15 protein-coding genes are annotated in these 16,936 nt (G+C 36.5%); 2 read left to right on the forward strand and 13 right to left on the reverse strand.

Annotated features, from left to right (window positions below; all coding sequences use genetic code 11):
• Positions 1-10: 10 nt before the first annotated feature.
• From ADM90_RS10750 to ADM90_RS10770, 5 genes are all read right to left on the reverse strand, one after another.
• Positions 11-1,120, reverse strand: coding sequence for an HD-GYP domain-containing protein (locus ADM90_RS10750; protein ID WP_053995025.1), 1,110 nt, complete (start codon positions 1,118-1,120; stop codon positions 11-13).
• A gap of 33 nt (positions 1,121-1,153) precedes the next feature.
• Positions 1,154-2,521: a bifunctional metallophosphatase/5'-nucleotidase gene (locus ADM90_RS10755; RefSeq protein ID WP_053995026.1), complete on the reverse strand. Its 1,368-nt coding sequence runs from the start codon at positions 2,519-2,521 to the stop codon at positions 1,154-1,156.
• Positions 2,522-2,556: 35 nt separating this feature from the next.
• On the reverse strand, positions 2,557-3,381 hold the full coding sequence (locus tag ADM90_RS10760; RefSeq protein ID WP_053995027.1) for a sulfite exporter TauE/SafE family protein: 825 nt from the start codon (positions 3,379-3,381) through the stop codon (positions 2,557-2,559).
• On the reverse strand, positions 3,381-4,238 hold the full coding sequence (locus ADM90_RS10765) for a DUF72 domain-containing protein (RefSeq protein ID WP_053995028.1): 858 nt from the start codon (positions 4,236-4,238) through the stop codon (positions 3,381-3,383). The genes ADM90_RS10760 and ADM90_RS10765 overlap by 1 nt, the downstream gene beginning before the upstream one ends.
• A 179-nt stretch (positions 4,239-4,417) precedes the next feature.
• Positions 4,418-5,413, reverse strand: a complete 996-nt coding sequence (locus ADM90_RS10770; RefSeq protein ID WP_053995029.1) for an ABC transporter substrate-binding protein — start codon at positions 5,411-5,413, stop codon at positions 4,418-4,420.
• A 1,151-nt stretch (positions 5,414-6,564) separates the two neighbouring features.
• On the opposite strand from ADM90_RS10770, the gene ADM90_RS10775 reads away from it, so the two are divergent.
• Entirely contained in the window at positions 6,565-7,170 is a 606-nt protein-coding gene (locus ADM90_RS10775; RefSeq protein ID WP_053995030.1) for a stalk domain-containing protein, read from the forward strand.
• Between the two features lie 448 nt (positions 7,171-7,618).
• Here ADM90_RS10775 and sufB read toward each other — a convergent pair whose 3' ends face one another.
• From sufB to sufC, 5 genes are all read right to left on the reverse strand, one after another.
• A complete protein-coding gene (gene sufB / locus ADM90_RS10780; RefSeq protein WP_053995031.1) occupies positions 7,619-9,016 on the reverse strand; it encodes a Fe-S cluster assembly protein SufB in 1,398 nt (465 codons plus the stop codon).
• A gap of 97 nt (positions 9,017-9,113) precedes the next feature.
• The gene (gene sufU / locus ADM90_RS10785; RefSeq protein WP_053995032.1) at positions 9,114-9,539 is read right to left on the reverse strand and encodes a Fe-S cluster assembly sulfur transfer protein SufU; all 426 of its coding nucleotides are present in this window, start codon (positions 9,537-9,539) and stop codon (positions 9,114-9,116) included.
• The gene (locus ADM90_RS10790; protein ID WP_053995033.1) at positions 9,529-10,758 is read right to left on the reverse strand and encodes a cysteine desulfurase; all 1,230 of its coding nucleotides are present in this window, start codon (positions 10,756-10,758) and stop codon (positions 9,529-9,531) included. Before ADM90_RS10790 ends, sufU begins: the two co-directional genes overlap by 11 nt.
• The gene (gene sufD, locus ADM90_RS10795; RefSeq protein ID WP_053995034.1) at positions 10,758-12,065 is read right to left on the reverse strand and encodes a Fe-S cluster assembly protein SufD; all 1,308 of its coding nucleotides are present in this window, start codon (positions 12,063-12,065) and stop codon (positions 10,758-10,760) included. The genes ADM90_RS10790 and sufD overlap by 1 nt, the downstream gene beginning before the upstream one ends.
• A gap of 18 nt (positions 12,066-12,083) precedes the next feature.
• On the reverse strand, positions 12,084-12,863 hold the full coding sequence (sufC, locus tag ADM90_RS10800; RefSeq protein ID WP_053995035.1) for a Fe-S cluster assembly ATPase SufC: 780 nt from the start codon (positions 12,861-12,863) through the stop codon (positions 12,084-12,086).
• Positions 12,864-13,340: 477 nt separating this feature from the next.
• On the opposite strand from sufC, the gene ADM90_RS10805 reads away from it, so the two are divergent.
• A complete protein-coding gene (locus tag ADM90_RS10805; RefSeq protein ID WP_053995036.1) occupies positions 13,341-14,243 on the forward strand; it encodes a LysR family transcriptional regulator in 903 nt (300 codons plus the stop codon).
• Between the two features lie 46 nt (positions 14,244-14,289).
• Here ADM90_RS10805 and ADM90_RS10810 read toward each other — a convergent pair whose 3' ends face one another.
• The 3 genes from ADM90_RS10810 to ADM90_RS10820 all read right to left on the reverse strand — a co-directional run bounded on the left by ADM90_RS10810 (position 14,290) and on the right by ADM90_RS10820 (position 16,898).
• Positions 14,290-15,144 carry a MetQ/NlpA family ABC transporter substrate-binding protein gene (locus ADM90_RS10810; protein ID WP_053995037.1) on the reverse strand — a complete coding sequence of 285 codons (855 nt, stop codon included), beginning with the start codon at positions 15,142-15,144 and terminating at the stop codon, positions 14,290-14,292.
• Positions 15,145-15,211: 67 nt separating this feature from the next.
• A complete protein-coding gene (locus tag ADM90_RS10815; protein WP_053995038.1) occupies positions 15,212-15,880 on the reverse strand; it encodes a methionine ABC transporter permease in 669 nt (222 codons plus the stop codon).
• Positions 15,870-16,898, reverse strand: a complete 1,029-nt coding sequence (locus ADM90_RS10820; RefSeq protein WP_053995222.1) for a methionine ABC transporter ATP-binding protein — start codon at positions 16,896-16,898, stop codon at positions 15,870-15,872. Before ADM90_RS10820 ends, ADM90_RS10815 begins: the two co-directional genes overlap by 11 nt.
• Positions 16,899-16,936 lie beyond the last annotated feature (38 nt).

Genomic DNA, 16,936 nt, shown 5'->3' on the forward strand with positions numbered 1-16,936 from the left:
GAGGAGCAATTTATTCTACTTTGGGAGGCGCCACATAATCTGTCTCAACGCTTTCAATCATAACAGCTGGATAATCCACTAAATTAATTTCATATGTAGCTGTTAGCATTTGATTTTGCTCCTCAAAAATGCGAATCCATGGCAATGCTGCATCCAATGTATTTTGCCTTGAGACAATTCCACGGCGCCCGTCTGATAATTTTAAGATCACACCATTTGGATAATGAACGACTGCTCTTTTTAAAGCTTTTACAATGCGTGGATCATAAAGCGTACCAGAACCTGATTCTACAATGGCTAACCCTTGTGAAGGTAGCATTTTTTCCCGGTATACTCGATTTGTTGTGACAGCATCAAAAACATCTGCAACACCAATAATTTTAGCAAATGGGTGAATCTCAAAATCTACGAGACCTCGTGGATAGCCGCTGCCATCAATACGTTCATGATGCTGAAAAGCACAGTGTGCCACAAGCAGTGAAATAGAATGTAAATTTCGTAATAAATCAAAGCCATAACGAGCATGCATTTGCATTGCTTTAAACTCATCATTGGTTAAACGACCTGGCTTTGTTAAAATTTCCTTCGGCACCATTAGCTTGCCAACATCATGCAACAAAGCCCCAATACCAATTAAGCGTAAATCCTCGACAGAATAACCAAGTTCCTTTGCAATCGCTATAGAGTACAGCGTTACTTGAAAAGAGTGCTGATATAAATATTCATCAAATAAATAAGCATCTGTTAGTACTGTTAAAATTTCATCATTTCCACCTACTACTGAAAGTAACTCATCTACAATAGAGACAATTGTTTTGGACTGCTGATCTAAAATATAGGAAGCATTTACTGGATTACAGCCATCCATTGATTGGAACGAACTCTTAATCGTTGTAATGGCTTTATTGCGCACAGCAGGTGGCACTGTTTCTTCAACTTCAATACCCTTAGAAATTTCATCGTCAATATATAAATAATGTATATTTAACTGTTGAAGCCTTTGCATAATACGGGTATTTATAATAACATCTTTTTTTAAAAGTGGATGACCTGCCTCATTCCAAATGGTTCTTCCTAAAACCATACCTTCTTTTAATACATCGATTGAAATTAATCGCATGATTTCTTCCCCAATCCATTCTTCAAGCTTTCTTTACTGCTGAAAGAATCTTTGACCATAATCTCTCATAATATTTCGTAAAAAATCGGGTAAAATATATTGCTTTTTTGCATATTTAAAGCTTGGATAAAAATAGCCAAATGTAAATAAATCTAATGTCACAAGTTTATAAATACGATCTTGATCTGCTAACTTACCATTCATCAGCAATTGTCGATCGTCATTCATTGAAAACCCATATGTCAATATTTTCCCGAAAATAACACCTCTAAAGCCTAATCCTTTTAATTCAATATAGGGCCATTCTTCATTTTTAGATTGTAGATAAATTTCCTTCATTTCAGTAACCGATAATTCAATTGTACATAAATTAATGGGATGTGGAAAAATTCGATGTAAATCTAATGCTGTTACTGTTCCTTTGGGAAGACCATCTAAAAAAATTCCTGCATTAAATAAGGCACAGTCTGCCCCACTTTTTTCTAAAATAGCATGTGCAAATAAATCAGAAAGCTGTGAGTAATGAAACCATTCCTTATTATAGGATTTCTCTGTTATAAATACTGGCGTATTCAAGATTCTTTTTCCTTCATCCTCTAAAAATTGTACAATATCTTGCTCATTTTGCACAATTGGCAAATCCTTATTATGCATTAACATATCCATTTTTTTAACGACTTTTTTTATTTTTTTATCGTACATGATGGTTACATGTCCAATATATTGTCCAAATTTGCCTCCACCTGTCAATAAAACACCATTGATATATTTACCCTCAGGAAAGACATGATGTGTATGAGAGCCAAATATCACATCAATTTCAGGACACTCTTCCGCTAATAGCTCGTCCTCTGTAATACCTAAGTGTGATAAGCATACAACAATATCTACTTCTTTCCGCAGCTGATGTGCCAAACGTAGTAGTGTACTGCGTGCCTCGTCCATCTGCCAATCTAATTCCTCATAATACACCTCAAACATAGCTGTTGCAGCAATGACTCCGAGCTTTGTCCCCTGTTCGGTTGTTAATACGATATAGGGCTTTAGCCATGCTGGATTATTGCCATCAGCAGCATAAAGATTAGCAACAACGACCTCAAACTTGGCATCATTATATAGATGAAAGAGCTCCTGATGGGACAATGTAATGCCTTCATTATTACCGATTGTTACAACATCATAGTGCGCCTCGTTTAGCAGTTGCACATTGCCCTTACCGACGGTGGCATCTGTATAAACATTCGAACGATCTAAATGGTCTCCAACATCAAACAAATAGCTTGTTTCCCCTAGTTTTTCCAGTTTCTTGCGCTGCTCTTTCACATAGCTTTGCATTCGTGGCCAATACTTAAAATGACTATGCAAATCATTTGTGTGAAAAATATGGATTTTTTCAAGCATTTAAGCTACCTCACTTCAATTAGCTATTATCTATTTTAAGCTAATATACCTTCAATAATGGAACGAATTCCTAATAATAATAAAATAATTCGAAGGGCTAGTACAAGTGTATCAGATTTAATTCTCTTATTTAATGCTGCCCCTAGTTTAGCACCAAAATAGGCGCCTGGAATAACAGGAATAGTATAGAGCCATGGTACATGTCCTAAATAAATATGACTGGCGGAATTGATAATAGACGTTAAAAATACCATAAACATTGATGTTGCCACTGCGACATGTGGTGGAAATAAAAATAAAATAATCATCGCTGGCACAATCATCGAGCCACCACCTATACCAAACAAACCAGAAGCAAAGCCTACCCCAAATGTAAAGATAATAGCAAACCAAATGGGATAACCATATACATATTTTTTTCCTTCCGCATCTGTAAATGTTTGCTGTGTACCATTTTTAACAAACCATTTGACAGGCTTTAATTTATCACGAACAAGTAAAATAATTGATAAAATAATTAATAAAATACCGAAATATAAATTGAATGAAGGTAAATCTAATCCTTTATTTACCCACGCACCAAGGATTGTTCCTGGAATACTCCCAATAAAAAAGATAAGACCACTTTTATAATCTACCGTTTTTGATTTCATATAGCTTAAAGTTGAAGCAAGCCCAGTAAAAATCATCATAATTACGGATAAACCCACAACCTTTTGAGGTGTTATATCTGGTATCATGCCTAAATTTAAACCGATATATAAGGTAGCCGGTACTAATACAATGCCTCCACCTAGCCCCACCAATGCTCCAATAAGACCGGCAAATAATGCAATGATCATTAATAAAATAAATGCCATTATAGTTCCCCTTCAAATATATTTAATTGTTTAGGCGCTAACCCCTCATCCTTAATATTCAAAATCTCTTGTAGCTCCTTGGCATTTTTCGCTGCATGCTGCCCTGAGTTATTATTAAATAATACGAATAAATCCTTGACTTCAACATGGAGCTTTTGAATATTTTGTCCAAGCTGCTGTAGTTCTTCTTTATTGTAATCATATAAGAAGCGAACTTTACGCCAATTTTCTGCATTTCCTGTATTCCGCCATCCATGAATATTACGCCCATGGATACGCACAAGCCCCTTATGGGCAGTTGCAATAGGGTAAAAGGGAACTGAGCCTACGCCAGCCTGTGGTTCATCGCAAACTGTGTGGATAAATTGATGCTCTCGTAAAAAATTCATCGTCTGCTGCACTACTTTATCTGCATACCAAGTTTGATTGCGAAACTCAATCGCCACCTCAAAATCCTTAAGCTGCTGTCGAATATACAGTAAATACTGAACATTTTTTGACTGACAATCAAACCAGGGTGGAAATTGAGTTAAAATCATCCCTAATTTACCATAACGTTTAAACTCATTGGCACATTCAATAAATGCATTGAACATATCATTTTTAGTTTCAAAAGGAATTTCACCACGTAAATGCCCTGTCATGCCCTGATAGGCTTTCACAACAAAGCGGAAATTTTCTGGTGTATCCTCACACCATTTACGAACATGCGCTTTAGATGGTATGGCATAAAAAGAAGTATCCACCTCCACCGTTAAAAAGTGTCCTGTATAATCAAATAATTTATCTTTTGAGGTAGTCACTCCACTATAAAGTGAAGGGTGATCTCCCCAACCTGTTAATCCAATTACAATCATGTGACCCCCTCCTCTATGTACATAATCATAGCATACTGTTTCACACTACAAATAAATATCATGTAAAAATATCGCTTTCTTTCCATTTTAGTATGATGGAAGCATTATGTCACTTTTGACAAATAAAAAGGCATGAGTCCATATTTCTTTGAACTCATACCAATCTATGTTATTTATTACTATTTAGTAAGGTTTTGTTGAACACCTTTTAAAAATTCAATGCGACTGTAAGCTGGTCCCCCCTCCATTAATGGGTCTACAATATTGACGAATACTTGATCATTTTTAAAGGCATTAATATTTTGAATGATTGGATTCTTTTTCAAATCCTCAACAGCATTTGGCGCATCTGCATTTTCATCTGCCGAGAATTGCACAAATAAATAATCTGGATTCATCTCTGCAAGTTGCTCAACAGAAATAGCTTCCTGTGCTTTGGCTTTTGCAATTGCATCAGGCACCTCTAAGCCAAGTTCCTCATATAGCACAGCATTAAAGAATACTTCTTTTGGATAAACATAGGCTTGTCCACCACGAATACGGATGGCAGCTACTGTTTCACCTTGCAGCTTTTCAGTTAATGTTGATTTAGCAGCTTCAATATCAGATTTATATGTAGTTAATACTTTTTCTGCCTCTGCTTGCTTCCCTGATAATTCTGCTAATAAATTTAAGTTAGCTTCCCAGTTTGTAGAAATATGCGACACTAAAATTGTAGGAGCAATTTTCTCTAATTTACTTTTCACTTCTTCCGGAAATTTTGTGGAACCTAAAATAACATCGGGTTTTAATTCTAGGATTTTTTCAAAGTTTGGCTTTATTTTCTCACCAATTGACTCTGCTTCATCTGTCACTGATGCATAAAGCTCAGGGAACTCACCACCGACAGCAATCGCTCCTACTGGATGAACATCAAGTACAACCATATCTTCCATCGCTTCCATTGCACCTGTTACCACAATTCTTTCAACCTTCTCTGGCACTTCATAGCTCTCCCCAAGATATTGAATTGTTCTAGTACCATTGTCCTCTTTAGATGTATCCTTTGTTGGTGCTGCCTCTTCACTCGTTGTATCGGCAGATGAATTTTCCTCTGCTTCTTTTTTCTCTCCACAAGCAGCTAGAATAAGCGTAAATAATGCAATTAAACTAATAAAAAAAAACTTCTTTTTCATTTGCTCCAGACTCCTTTAATGATAATAATTAGCGAATGCTCTCTAAAATAGGTATCGTTTATGAATCAACTCCATTCCTTTTAAGTGATATTGATTATCATTATCATTTTAGTATGTATACGCTAAAAAATCCAGCACTATTTTAATATATTGTGAAATTAATGCTCGATTAGGCTTACTATCCTCCAATAAAAAACCCTTGCCATAATTTTAATTGGGACAAGGGATGAAGCGTATTAAACGATGAATCTTCCATTGCTCTGTCAAAATAATCAACAAAAAAGCTAGAAACTTTTAAATAGAGGCACTCAATATTACTCACTAAAATTACTATCTATTACACCGTAATTTTTTACCATTACCTTCTTTTTAAAAATAAAAAGGTCTCTCGTAGCAAGGTGTAGTGCTAATTTTAGCTACTATTAGATAATTAGTTATATTCAACATATGTTGATTTTCCTAAAATGGTTGGAAGGATGAATGGAATAAGTCGATATATTTGTCAATACTTCAATTCCGTACTGAATTAAGTATACTGTGATTAAAGATACTTCCTTATCAAAACAATAGTAGATCCCAATCACAGCCAGCTTATCCTAAAAAACTAGCCAGTTTCTAGCAAGCGCATAAATACTCCCACAACTTTCATTTGATTTGTAGTAGACCCAACGACAAATAAAAAAGCTGAGAAAATAATAAATGTACCAATAATACTAATGGAGATTCCTTTTGTAATTAACTGAACATCATACAGTCTTGCTGTTGTCCAAAGTAGCATAGTACAAAGAGAAAAAAATAGGCATTGTGCCATCCTAGTTCAAGTTTATTAAATTGTTTGACTAAAATAAGTAACCCGATCGGTGGTGTAATGACAATAAAAGAGAATAATTATCTAATATACCCAGGGTCTTTTTTCTCTAATTTCCCCAAGTTATACCTCCAATTTCCTTCCCCTTCAATATAATCACTTGGTATTTGAGAAGATTTTATCCCTCCGTTTCTTAAAGCTTCAATAAGATCATCAACATTTTTAAGTGTGTTGTAGAAGACTCTCACGTTTAGTGAACAAATTATTAAAAAAATTTCTCTGTTTTTATACTGTACAAGCCTTACTAAATTCCCTATTATAGTTAAAAAAGGAGGAATTTAATTTGAAAAAATCAACAATGATATTTAGTGTATTTATTTTACTCTTAACTTTTAGCATAGGTGCTTACGCTGCAACTAAATATAATTTTACTTTTGACGGTAAAAAACAATCTATGGATGTGCAATTAATTAATAATAAGGCATATGTACCTTTAAATGCTGTTACAGAGCTATTTGGGGGGGAGGTAACTTACGATAGTAAATCTAAAACGTATGCTGTTACATCCAATTCTACTGGTTCAACTACTGCTCAAAATGGATTATCAAAAACAATTGATAATGTAACAGTTAAAATTGATAAGGTTGTGCAAGATTCAGATTCTTTAAAAGTGTATGTAACATATATAAATAATTCAGATAACAAAATAAACACTACCGATTCTTTAACTAGGATCGTTGCAAATGGAAAACAATACAGTTACAACACTGAATTCAATTTTGAAAGATGGTATAAAAAAGACGTTCCTCACGCTGATTCTTATATTGAACCAGGTGTTACTGAAGAAAATGTGATTTTCTTTGAACCTGTCAATGCTGATTCCATTAACATTGCTTTGACTGTTAAATGGGAAGACTACAGATTTAATCATGTAAAAATCACCAAATAAACTTTCTTTTATAAAACAGATAACTAATATTGGTTGTCTGTTTTTTGTATATACGTTTTTAATATTACTTAAAATGGGCATGAAAAGAGGGAGTGGGAGAGCTTAATGTTCACATTACGGTTGTATGATAGATTACTTAGTGGAGGGTGGCGCATGTCAAAATTGTTTTGATAATTGCGATGATGAATAAGCATATAAAAACCAGACTCAAAATTTAAAGGTACATACGGCTTTCGTCCTATGTATGCTGTCTTATTATAAGAACTAGGTGCAGATCCTAAATTTATAGCTGCCCTAAGATCACAAAACAATAAAAATAAAAGATGACGAACTAAAGAAGTTCGCCACCTGCAAGAAAAAAATATCTAAAAACTGAGTCGGCACGAAATCGGTACGCACCGTTCTCGACATCTTTATTAATAGCCTTCAAATGTATATTTATGAGCTTTTAACCGATAGAACCTTCCATCTCGAACTTAATAAGGCGGTTCATTTCTACTGCGTATTCCATTGGTAGTTCTTTTGTAAATGGCTCGATAAAGCCCATTACGATCATTTCTGTGGCTTCTTCTTCAGAAATACCACGTGACATTAAATAGAATAATTGTTCTTCAGATACTTTTGAAACTTTTGCTTCATGCTCTAACGAAACATTATCATTAAAGATTTCATTGTATGGAATTGTATCAGACGTTGATTCATTATCCATAATGAGCGTATCACACTCAATATTGGCACGTGCACCGCTTGCTTTAGGACCGAAACGAACTTGTCCCATATACGTTACCTTACCACCTTGTTTAGCAATCGATTTAGAAACGATTGTTGAAGATGTGTTTGGTGCCATATGGATCATTTTAGCGCCAGCATGTTGGTGTTGTCCTTTACCTGCTAAGGCAATCGATAATGTCATACCACGAGCCCCTTCACCTTTTAGGATACATGCTGGGTATTTCATCGTTAATTTAGAACCGATGTTACCATCAATCCATTCCATTGTACCGTTTGCTTCAACAACAGTACGTTTTGTTACAAGGTTGTAGACATTGTTTGCCCAGTTTTGAATTGTTGTGTAACGGCAATAAGCATCTTTTTTCACGATAATTTCTACAACTGCTGAGTGTAGAGAATTTGTTGTGTAAACAGGCGCTGTACAGCCTTCCACATAATGTACATGTGCACCCTCGTCCACAATAATTAAAGTACGTTCGAATTGCCCCATATTTTCAGAGTTAATACGGAAGTATGCTTGTAATGGTGTTTCTACCTTAACACCTGGTGGTACATAGATAAATGAGCCACCTGACCATACTGCTGAATTCAGTGCAGCAAATTTATTGTCAGTGTAAGGAATAACTTTACCCCAATGTGCTTTGAAAATATCTTCGTTTTCACGTAGCGCTGAGTCTGTATCTTTAAAGACAATACCAAGGTCTTCAAGGTCTTGTTTCATATTATGATACACTACCTCTGATTCATATTGCGCAGATACACCTGCAAGATATTTTTGCTCTGCTTCTGGGATACCTAATTTATCAAAAGTTGCTTTGATTTCATCAGGTACTTCATCCCATGATTTTTGGGTAGCTTCTGATGGTTTTACATAGTACGTAATTTCATCAAAATTTAAGTCACTCAGATCGCCACCCCATTGTGGCATTGGTTTTGCATAGAATGTTTCAAGAGCTTTTAAACGGTATTCTAGCATCCATTCTGGCTCTTGTTTCATATTTGAAATTTCACGGACGATTTCTTCAGTTAAACCACGTTTTGAACGGAAAATTGATACGTCCTTGTCATGGAATCCGTATTTGTAATCGCCGATATCAGGCATTTTTTTAGCCATCGTTTCTCCTCCGTTCATTGAGTTGTATTTCTCAAAATATTCGACCCTTGCCTTGAGTGAAAGTATAATATACTTTCACTCATTCACAAGGAATTTTTTACTTTACGCCTTTCTCCATTGCCTTCCAAGCCAATGTGGCACATTTAATACGTGCAGGAAATTGTGAAACGCCCTGTAGAGCTTCAACATCCTCAAGATCGTATTTATCACTGTACTCTTCGCCCATCATCATTTTAGAAAAAATGTCAGCAAGCTCCAATGCTTCCTCTACCTTTTTTCCTTTAATAAGCTGTGTCATCATGGATGCAGAGGACATGGAGATAGAACAGCCCTCTCCATCAAATTTTGCATCCTCCACAACGCCATCAGTTACCTTCAATGTTAAATGAATACGGTCGCCACATGTCGGATTGTTCATATCAATTGTTACCGCATCACCCTCTAAAGACCCTTTGTTACGAGGATTTTTATAGTGATCCATAATAACGGAACGATATAGTTGATCTAAATTATTAAAAGACATCGCCAAAATACTCCTTCGCAGAACGTAACCCCGCAACTAGACGATCAATATCTTCCTCTGTGTTATAAAGGTAGAAGCTTGCACGTGCAGTTGCTACTTGTTGAAGACATTTCATTAATGGCTGTGCACAGTGATGTCCTGCACGAATAGCAATGCCATTCATATCCAGAACTGTTGCTACATCGTGTGGATGTACATCATCTAAGTTAAATGTTACAAGTCCACAGCGCTTCATTGGGTCACGTGGGCCAAAAATTTTCAGACCATCAATTGTTTCAAGCTGATCCATTGCATAACCTACAAGCTTATGCTCATGCGCTGCAATTGTATCTAGTCCAATATCCGTTAAGAAATCAATCGCAGCACCTAAACCAATTGCACCTGCAATAATAGGTGTACCGCCCTCAAATTTCCACGGTAATTCTTTCCACGTTGAGTCATAAAGCCCAACAAAGTCAATCATTTCGCCACCAAATTCAACTGGCTCCATTTTTTCAAGGTGTTCTTTTTTACCATATAGTACACCGATTCCAGTCGGTCCGCACATTTTATGCCCTGAAAACCCTAAAAAATCTACATCCAAATCTTGCACATCAATTTTCATATGTGGGGCTGCTTGTGCGCCATCGGCAACCATCACAGCACCATTCGCATGTGCAATCTGCGCAATTTCCTTAATTGGATTAATTGTACCAAGGACGTTTGATGCCATTGAGACTGCAACAATTTTCGTTTGAGGTGTAATCGTTGCACGTACTTTTTCTAAACTAATAGTGCCATCTGCTTCTAGCTCAATATATTTCAATGTTGCCTTTTTCTCTTTAGCTAACTGTTGCCAAGGGATAATATTGGAATGGTGCTCCATTTGTGTAATAACAATTTCATCACCTTCCGCAACATTTGCACGACCATAGCTTGCTGCTACTGTATTTAAAGATGTTGTTGTACCACGTGTAAAAATAATTTCCTGTGTTGACATTGCATGAATAAACTTACGAACCTTCTCACGTGCTCCCTCATAGCGATCAGTAGCACGATTTCCTAATGTATGGACACCACGATGCACATTGGAATTATCAAATTCATAGTAAGATTTTATTGCCTCAATCACTTGAACAGGCTTTTGTGACGTTGCTGCGCTATCAAGATAAACAAGTCGATGACCGTTTACATCCTGATTTAAAATTGGGAAGTAGCTTTTAATATCTTTATTCATCATTAGCGCACTTTCCTTTCAATAACCTCCGTCAGTTGCTTTTGAACGCCTTCAATTGGTAATTGCGTAACAACTGGCGCAAGGAATCCATGGATAACAAGGCGCTCTGCTTCTGTTTTCGAGATACCGCGACTCATTAAATAATAAAGCTGTAATGGATCTACTCGACCAACAGAGGCTGCGTGTCCTGCTGTTACATCATCTTCATCAATCAATAAAATAGGGTTTGCATCCCCACGAGCTTTTTCTGATAGCATTAATACACGTGATTCTTGCTGTGCATCTGCTTTTGTTGCGCCATGTTCAATATAGCCAATACCATTGAAAATGGATTGTGCTGCATCTTTCATAACGCCATGTTTTAGAATATGCCCGATGGAGTTTTTACCCCAATGACGAACCTCCGTAGTGAAGTTCAATTTTTGATCGCCACGACCAACTACGACTGTTTTTGTATCAGCATGCGAACCGTCACCAACTAAGTGTGTAATGTTTTCAGAGATTGTATCCGAGTCATTCATTAAACCAAGAGCCCAATCTACTTTTCCATCACGTGCTAGGCGTGCACGACGATTTACATAGGTTGTATAGCCTTTAGCCAGTACATCTACTGCACCATATGTTACCTGTGCATTATCTTGAACAACTACCTCTGCAATAATATTCGCTTGACCTTTTGCTTCTTCAACCGTTGAGATATATGTTTCAACATAAGTTACAGCGGCATTTGCTTCTGCTACGACTAAAACATGGTTATAAAGTGAAGCTTCCGCATGATCGTTGAGGAAAATCACTTGTAATGGTTGTTCAATCACTACATTTTTTGGTACATACACAAATACACCACCGTTAACAAGTGCTGTATGAAGTGCTGTTAATTTATGCTCATCGACTTTAACTGCCTCTGTCATAAAGTATTTTTGCACAAGCTCACCATGCTCACGAACTGCTGTTAAAATATCAGTAAAAATAACACCTTGATCAGTAAGCTCTTGTGATATTTTTAAATAAGCTGGTGTATTATTGCGTTGAATATATAGATTTTCCTGTGCTTCAAGGTCAATTAAACCTTTTGCTTCTTCAGGTAATGCATCTAATGAAGAAAATGCCTCACTATGAACTGTATGTGTTGGGAAATTTACAAAGTCCCATTTTGTAATATTTGTTCTATCTGGTTTTGGCAAGTCTAAACCAGTTACTTTGTCTAGTGCTGCCGCACGAAGCTCTGTAAACCAAGCTGGTTCACCATTTGCTTCTGAGAACGAGCGCACGTCCTGTACTGTTACAGGCAAGTTAAGTTCCACTGTCATGCTAGTTCGTCCTCCCTCTTATGCTTCTTGCTCTTCTGTTTCTTCTTCGATTCCTAATTCTTTTTTAATCCAGTCATAACCTTCTGCTTCTAAACGTTGTGCAAGCTCTGCGCCACCTGATTTTACAATACGTCCTTGCATCATTACGTGTACATGATCTGGTGTAATGTAGTTCAATAGGCGTTGATAATGCGTAATCATTAAGCAGCCAAAGCCTTCACCACGCATAGCATTGATACCTTTTGACACAACTTTTAATGCATCAATATCGAGACCAGAGTCAATCTCATCTAAAATGGCAAATGTTGGTTTAATCATCATTAATTGAAGAATTTCATTACGTTTTTTCTCCCCGCCAGAAAATCCTTCATTTAAGTAACGTTGTGCCATATCTTCATCCATTTCAAGGAATTCCATGTTCTTATCTAGTTCACGAATAAATTTCATTAATGAAATTTCATCGCCTTCTTCACGACGTGCATTAATTGCTGAACGTAAGAAATCAGCATTCGTAACACCTGCGATTTCAGAGGGATACTGCATTGCTAGGAATAAACCAGCTTGAGCACGCTCGTCTACTTCCATTTCAAGTACATCTTCACCATCAAGCTCAACTGTACCTGAAGTTACTTCATATTTAGGATGGCCCATAATAGCAGATGCTAATGTGGATTTACCAGTTCCGTTCGGCCCCATAATCGCGTGAATTTCATTTGTATTAATTGTAAGATTTACGCCTTTTAAAATCTCTTTCCCGTCGATTTCAACGTGAAGATCTTTAATTACTAAAGTTGACATGAAAATACCTCCATAGTGTTCAGTGAATGGATAGCCATTCCTTAATTATCATCATTCTAATCTTAACTGAAAATCGTTCTCTATGCAAACCATTTCAATTACTTTCGGTTTTCTTAAATAAAATCTTGAAAAACAAAGACTTTGTAAGCATTTTCAGCTTATTACTTGTCAAACTTATCAATGAGAATAACGTTTCTTCATTTTCAATAAATCACTTCTAATTGAGAATGAATTTCATCTAGCTACATAGTGAAAACCTCGTGAAAAGGGCTAATTGTAGCGGTTTTATAACAAAAATACATAGACAACGCTATCTATACTATAACCTTTTTCATGATAATGAAATCAATTAAGAAAACAAATATTTTGGCTCTTTGTTTGAAATGACATGTAAACATTCATAGTTATTTTTCGTCTTAAATACTATAATTAAAATAAAATCAATCTTATTTTTAGATTAATAGAGGTGAAAAGTTAGTGGAGTTACGTCAATTACGCTATTTTGTTGAGGTTGCTGAACGTGAGCATATTTCAGAGGCTGCTGAGCATCTACATGTAGCACAATCTGCCATTAGTCGGCAAATCGCAAATCTCGAAGATGAATTAGGCACACCCTTATTTGAACGTGTTGGCCGAAATGTAAAATTAACACCGATCGGAAAAATATTTCTTGAGCATACGATTACAGCTTTAAAAGCGATTGATTTTGCTGCCAAGCAGGTAGAGGAGTATCTTGATCCTGCTAAAGGCTCCATCAAAATTGGTTTTCCTACAAGTTTAGCGAGCTATGTACTGCCAACCGTTATCTCTGCCTTTAAACGCGAATATCCTGGTTTACAATTCCAGCTACGGCAGGGCTCCTATCGCTTTTTAATTGAGGCTGTTAAAAATCGCGATTTAAACTTGGCTTTTTTAGGACCGCTTCCCCCTAAGGATGAATCCATACAATCAACTATATTATTTACTGAAAATATCGCAGCCCTACTCCCAGCCAATCACCCATTAGCAAAAAGAGAAAGTATCCAGCTTGCAGAGTTAAGAAATGATCTCTTTGTGTTATTTCCAGATGGCTATATTTTGCATAAAGTAGCGATGGATGCTTGTCGTGCTGCGGGCTTTTTACCAAATGTGATTTCCGAAGGAGAGGACTTGGATGCATTGAAAGGTTTAGTTGCTGCCGGCATTGGTGTCAGTCTCCTACCTGAAAGCTCTCTTTATGATTCAGCGGCTCGTTTTACTGTAAAAGTGCCTATTCAAGCACCTACAATCCCTAGAACGGTTGGTATTATTTCACCTATTAATCGGGAAATTGCCCCATCCGAAATCATTTTTTTAGACTTTGTAAAAAACTTCTTCTCTCGCCTATCGCAATTCCAATAAAAAAAGAGTACATAAGTTTAAGGCTTATGTACTCTAAAATCTACTATTATTTTACTGGCACTACTGCACCTTTCCACTCTTCTAAAATGAAGTCTTGGATTTCTTTAGATGTTAATACTTCTAATAATTTTTTAATTTCTTCTTTTGTTTCATCGCCTGCGCGTACTGCGATAATATTTACATATGGAGATTCTTTATCCTCAAGAGAAATAGCATCCTCAATTGGATTTAAGCCGTTATCAATGGCAAAGTTAGAATTGATTAAAACCGCATCGCCTTCATCGTTTTCATACATTTGTACTAGCATTTCAGGAGCAGTATTTGCATCGAATTCAAAGTTTTTAGGATTCTCTTCAATATCCTTTAATTCTGCTGCTGTTTTATCAATACCCTCTTTTAATGTAATTAAACCTTTAGCCTCTAATAATGATAACATACGACCATGGTCAGATACTGAGTTAGAAAGTAAAATTGTTGCGCCTTCTGGAAGCTCTTCTAAAGATTTATATTTTTTAGAGTAAATACCGATTGGCTCAATATGAACACCACCAGCATTTACGAAATCATAGCCATTGTCTTTAATTTGCAGCTCAAGGTAAGGAATATGTTGGAAATAGTTTGCATCTAGGTCTTTTGATTCTAAATCTTGGTTTGGCAGTACATAATCTGTATACGTTTCAACTTCAAGATCCACACCTTGCTCAGCTAAAATCGGTTTTGCTTTTTCTAAAATTACTGCGTGTGGTGTATTAGAAGCACCTACTTTTAATGTTACATTTTCTTTACTATCTGTTTTTTCCCCATCAGCTGCTGAATTGGCATCCTCTTTTTTATCAGCACCACAAGCTGCTAAAGCTAGTACAAGTATTGATAAAAATAATCCTGCTAATAACTTCTTCATGTATAACACTCCCTTTTATTTTGTACAAAATATGTTAGCGGTAAAAACCGGAATAACCTTCTATTGTTTAGCGTTTATCAATTTTTTCGGTAATAAAATCACCAATCCATTGAATCACAAATACAACTACTAAGATCAAAATAGTTGCCATTAATGTCACATCTGTACGATTACGTTGGAAGCCGTCTAAGAAGGCTAAGTTTCCTAGACCTCCTGCCCCGATAATTCCTGCCATTGCTGTATAGCCAACAAGGGCAACAGCCGTTACGGTGATACCTGAGATTAATGCTGGCAAAGATTCAGGAATGAGTACCTTCCAAATAATTGTCGACGTCTTTGCACCCATTGAGCGAGCCGCTTCAATCACACCTTTATCAATTTCACGTAAAGCTATTAAAACCATACGTGCATAGAAGGGCGCTGCCCCAATAATTAATGCTGGTAATGCCGCATTGGCTCCACGAATTGTCCCAAGTAAAAATTTTGTAAATGGAATTAATAAAATAATCAACACAATAAATGGAATAGAGCGAAAAATATTCACAAGTGAACCAGTTAAAAAATTGACAATTTTATTAGCCCAGAGCTGATTGGGGCTTGTTAAAAATAATACGATTCCAATCACTAATCCTAGAATAAATGTTACAACCGTTGAGATAGCTGTCATATACAGCGTCTCATATGTAGCCTCCCACATATTTTCCCAGTCTACGTTCGGAAAGAGATCACTTAGCATTTACAATCACCTCCGTTTGTACTTCGACTGTATTTAAATAATTAAGTGCTGCAGCGACATTTGCCTGTGAACCGTCAACTTGTACAATTAATGTACCATATGCCCCATTCTTTGTTTGTGAAATATTACCATGGACAATGCTAACTTCCACATCAAATTGTTTAATAAGATGTGAAATAACAGGCTGCTCTGTATTCTCACCGACAAAGATAAGCTTCACAAGCTGGCCAGTTGGATAATTGGCTTTGATTTGTGCCACGGTCTCTAGCGTTTCCTTTGTATCTGTAATTTGCGCTACAAATTTTTTCGTAATAGCTGCCTGAGGTGATTGGAAAACTTGCAATACCTCGCCACGTTCTACAATTTCGCCCGCTTCCATAACAGCTACACGATGACAAATTTTGCGGATCACATGCATTTCATGGGTAATTAGCACAATGGTTAAGCCTAGGCGTTCATTGATATCCACAAGTAAATCAAGAATCGCATCTGTCGTTTCAGGATCAAGTGCAGAGGTTGCCTCATCACATAGTAAAACCTCTGGATTATTGGCTAATGCACGTGCAATGCCTACACGCTGCTTTTGTCCACCAGAGAGCTGTGAGGGATAGGCCTTATCACGTCCCTCTAAGCCAACAAGCGCTATCAATTCCTTCACTCGTGCTTCACGTTGAGCCTTGGAAACACCCGCGATTTCTAAAGGAAAAGCAATGTTTTCAGCAACTGTTCTCGACCACAGTAAATTGAAATGCTGGAAAATCATACTTACCTTTTGTCGAGCAGCTCGAAGTTTTTGCCCTTTAATGGATGAAAACTGTTGATTGTTCACCATTACTGTTCCTGCTGTTGGCTTCTCTAATCCATTTAATAAACGAATCATTGTACTTTTACCAGCACCACTATAGCCGATAATGCCGAAAATTTCACCTTTATCGATAGAGAGGTCCACGTTTTTGACTGCTGTTAATTCACCATTTGCTGTTTTATATTTCTTCGTAATATTTTGAAGCTGGATCATTGCCAATACTCCTTTTCTCATATAGAAAACCCCTTCAC

Source organism: Lysinibacillus macroides (assembly GCF_001281525.1).
GTDB classification, from domain to species: Bacteria; Bacillota; Bacilli; order Bacillales_A; family Planococcaceae; genus Lysinibacillus; species Lysinibacillus macroides.

What these genes read in the sequence shown, in the direction of transcription:
- ADM90_RS10750 (WP_053995025.1), bottom strand. Translation starts at nt 1,120, where the DNA reads ATGCGATTAATTTCAATCGATGTATTAAAAGAAGGTATGGTTTTAGGA.
- ADM90_RS10790 (WP_053995033.1), bottom strand. Translation starts at nt 10,758, where the DNA reads ATGATGAATAAAGATATTAAAAGCTACTTCCCAATTTTAAATCAGGAT.
- sufC (WP_053995035.1), bottom strand. Translation starts at nt 12,863, where the DNA reads ATGTCAACTTTAGTAATTAAAGATCTTCACGTTGAAATCGACGGGAAA.
- ADM90_RS10810 (WP_053995037.1), bottom strand. Translation starts at nt 15,144, where the DNA reads ATGAAGAAGTTATTAGCAGGATTATTTTTATCAATACTTGTACTAGCT.
- ADM90_RS10765 (WP_053995028.1), bottom strand. Translation starts at nt 4,238, where the DNA reads ATGATTGTAATTGGATTAACAGGTTGGGGAGATCACCCTTCACTTTAT.
- sufU (WP_053995032.1), bottom strand. Translation starts at nt 9,539, where the DNA reads ATGTCTTTTAATAATTTAGATCAACTATATCGTTCCGTTATTATGGAT.
- ADM90_RS10820 (WP_053995222.1), bottom strand. Translation starts at nt 16,898, where the DNA reads ATGATCCAGCTTCAAAATATTACGAAGAAATATAAAACAGCAAATGGT.
- sufB (WP_053995031.1), bottom strand. Translation starts at nt 9,016, where the DNA reads ATGGCTAAAAAAATGCCTGATATCGGCGATTACAAATACGGATTCCAT.
- sufD (WP_053995034.1), bottom strand. Translation starts at nt 12,065, where the DNA reads ATGACAGTGGAACTTAACTTGCCTGTAACAGTACAGGACGTGCGCTCG.
- ADM90_RS10760 (WP_053995027.1), bottom strand. Translation starts at nt 3,381, where the DNA reads ATGGCATTTATTTTATTAATGATCATTGCATTATTTGCCGGTCTTATT.
- ADM90_RS10755 (WP_053995026.1), bottom strand. Translation starts at nt 2,521, where the DNA reads ATGCTTGAAAAAATCCATATTTTTCACACAAATGATTTGCATAGTCAT.
- ADM90_RS10770 (WP_053995029.1), bottom strand. Translation starts at nt 5,413, where the DNA reads ATGAAAAAGAAGTTTTTTTTTATTAGTTTAATTGCATTATTTACGCTT.
- ADM90_RS10815 (WP_053995038.1), bottom strand. Translation starts at nt 15,880, where the DNA reads ATGCTAAGTGATCTCTTTCCGAACGTAGACTGGGAAAATATGTGGGAG.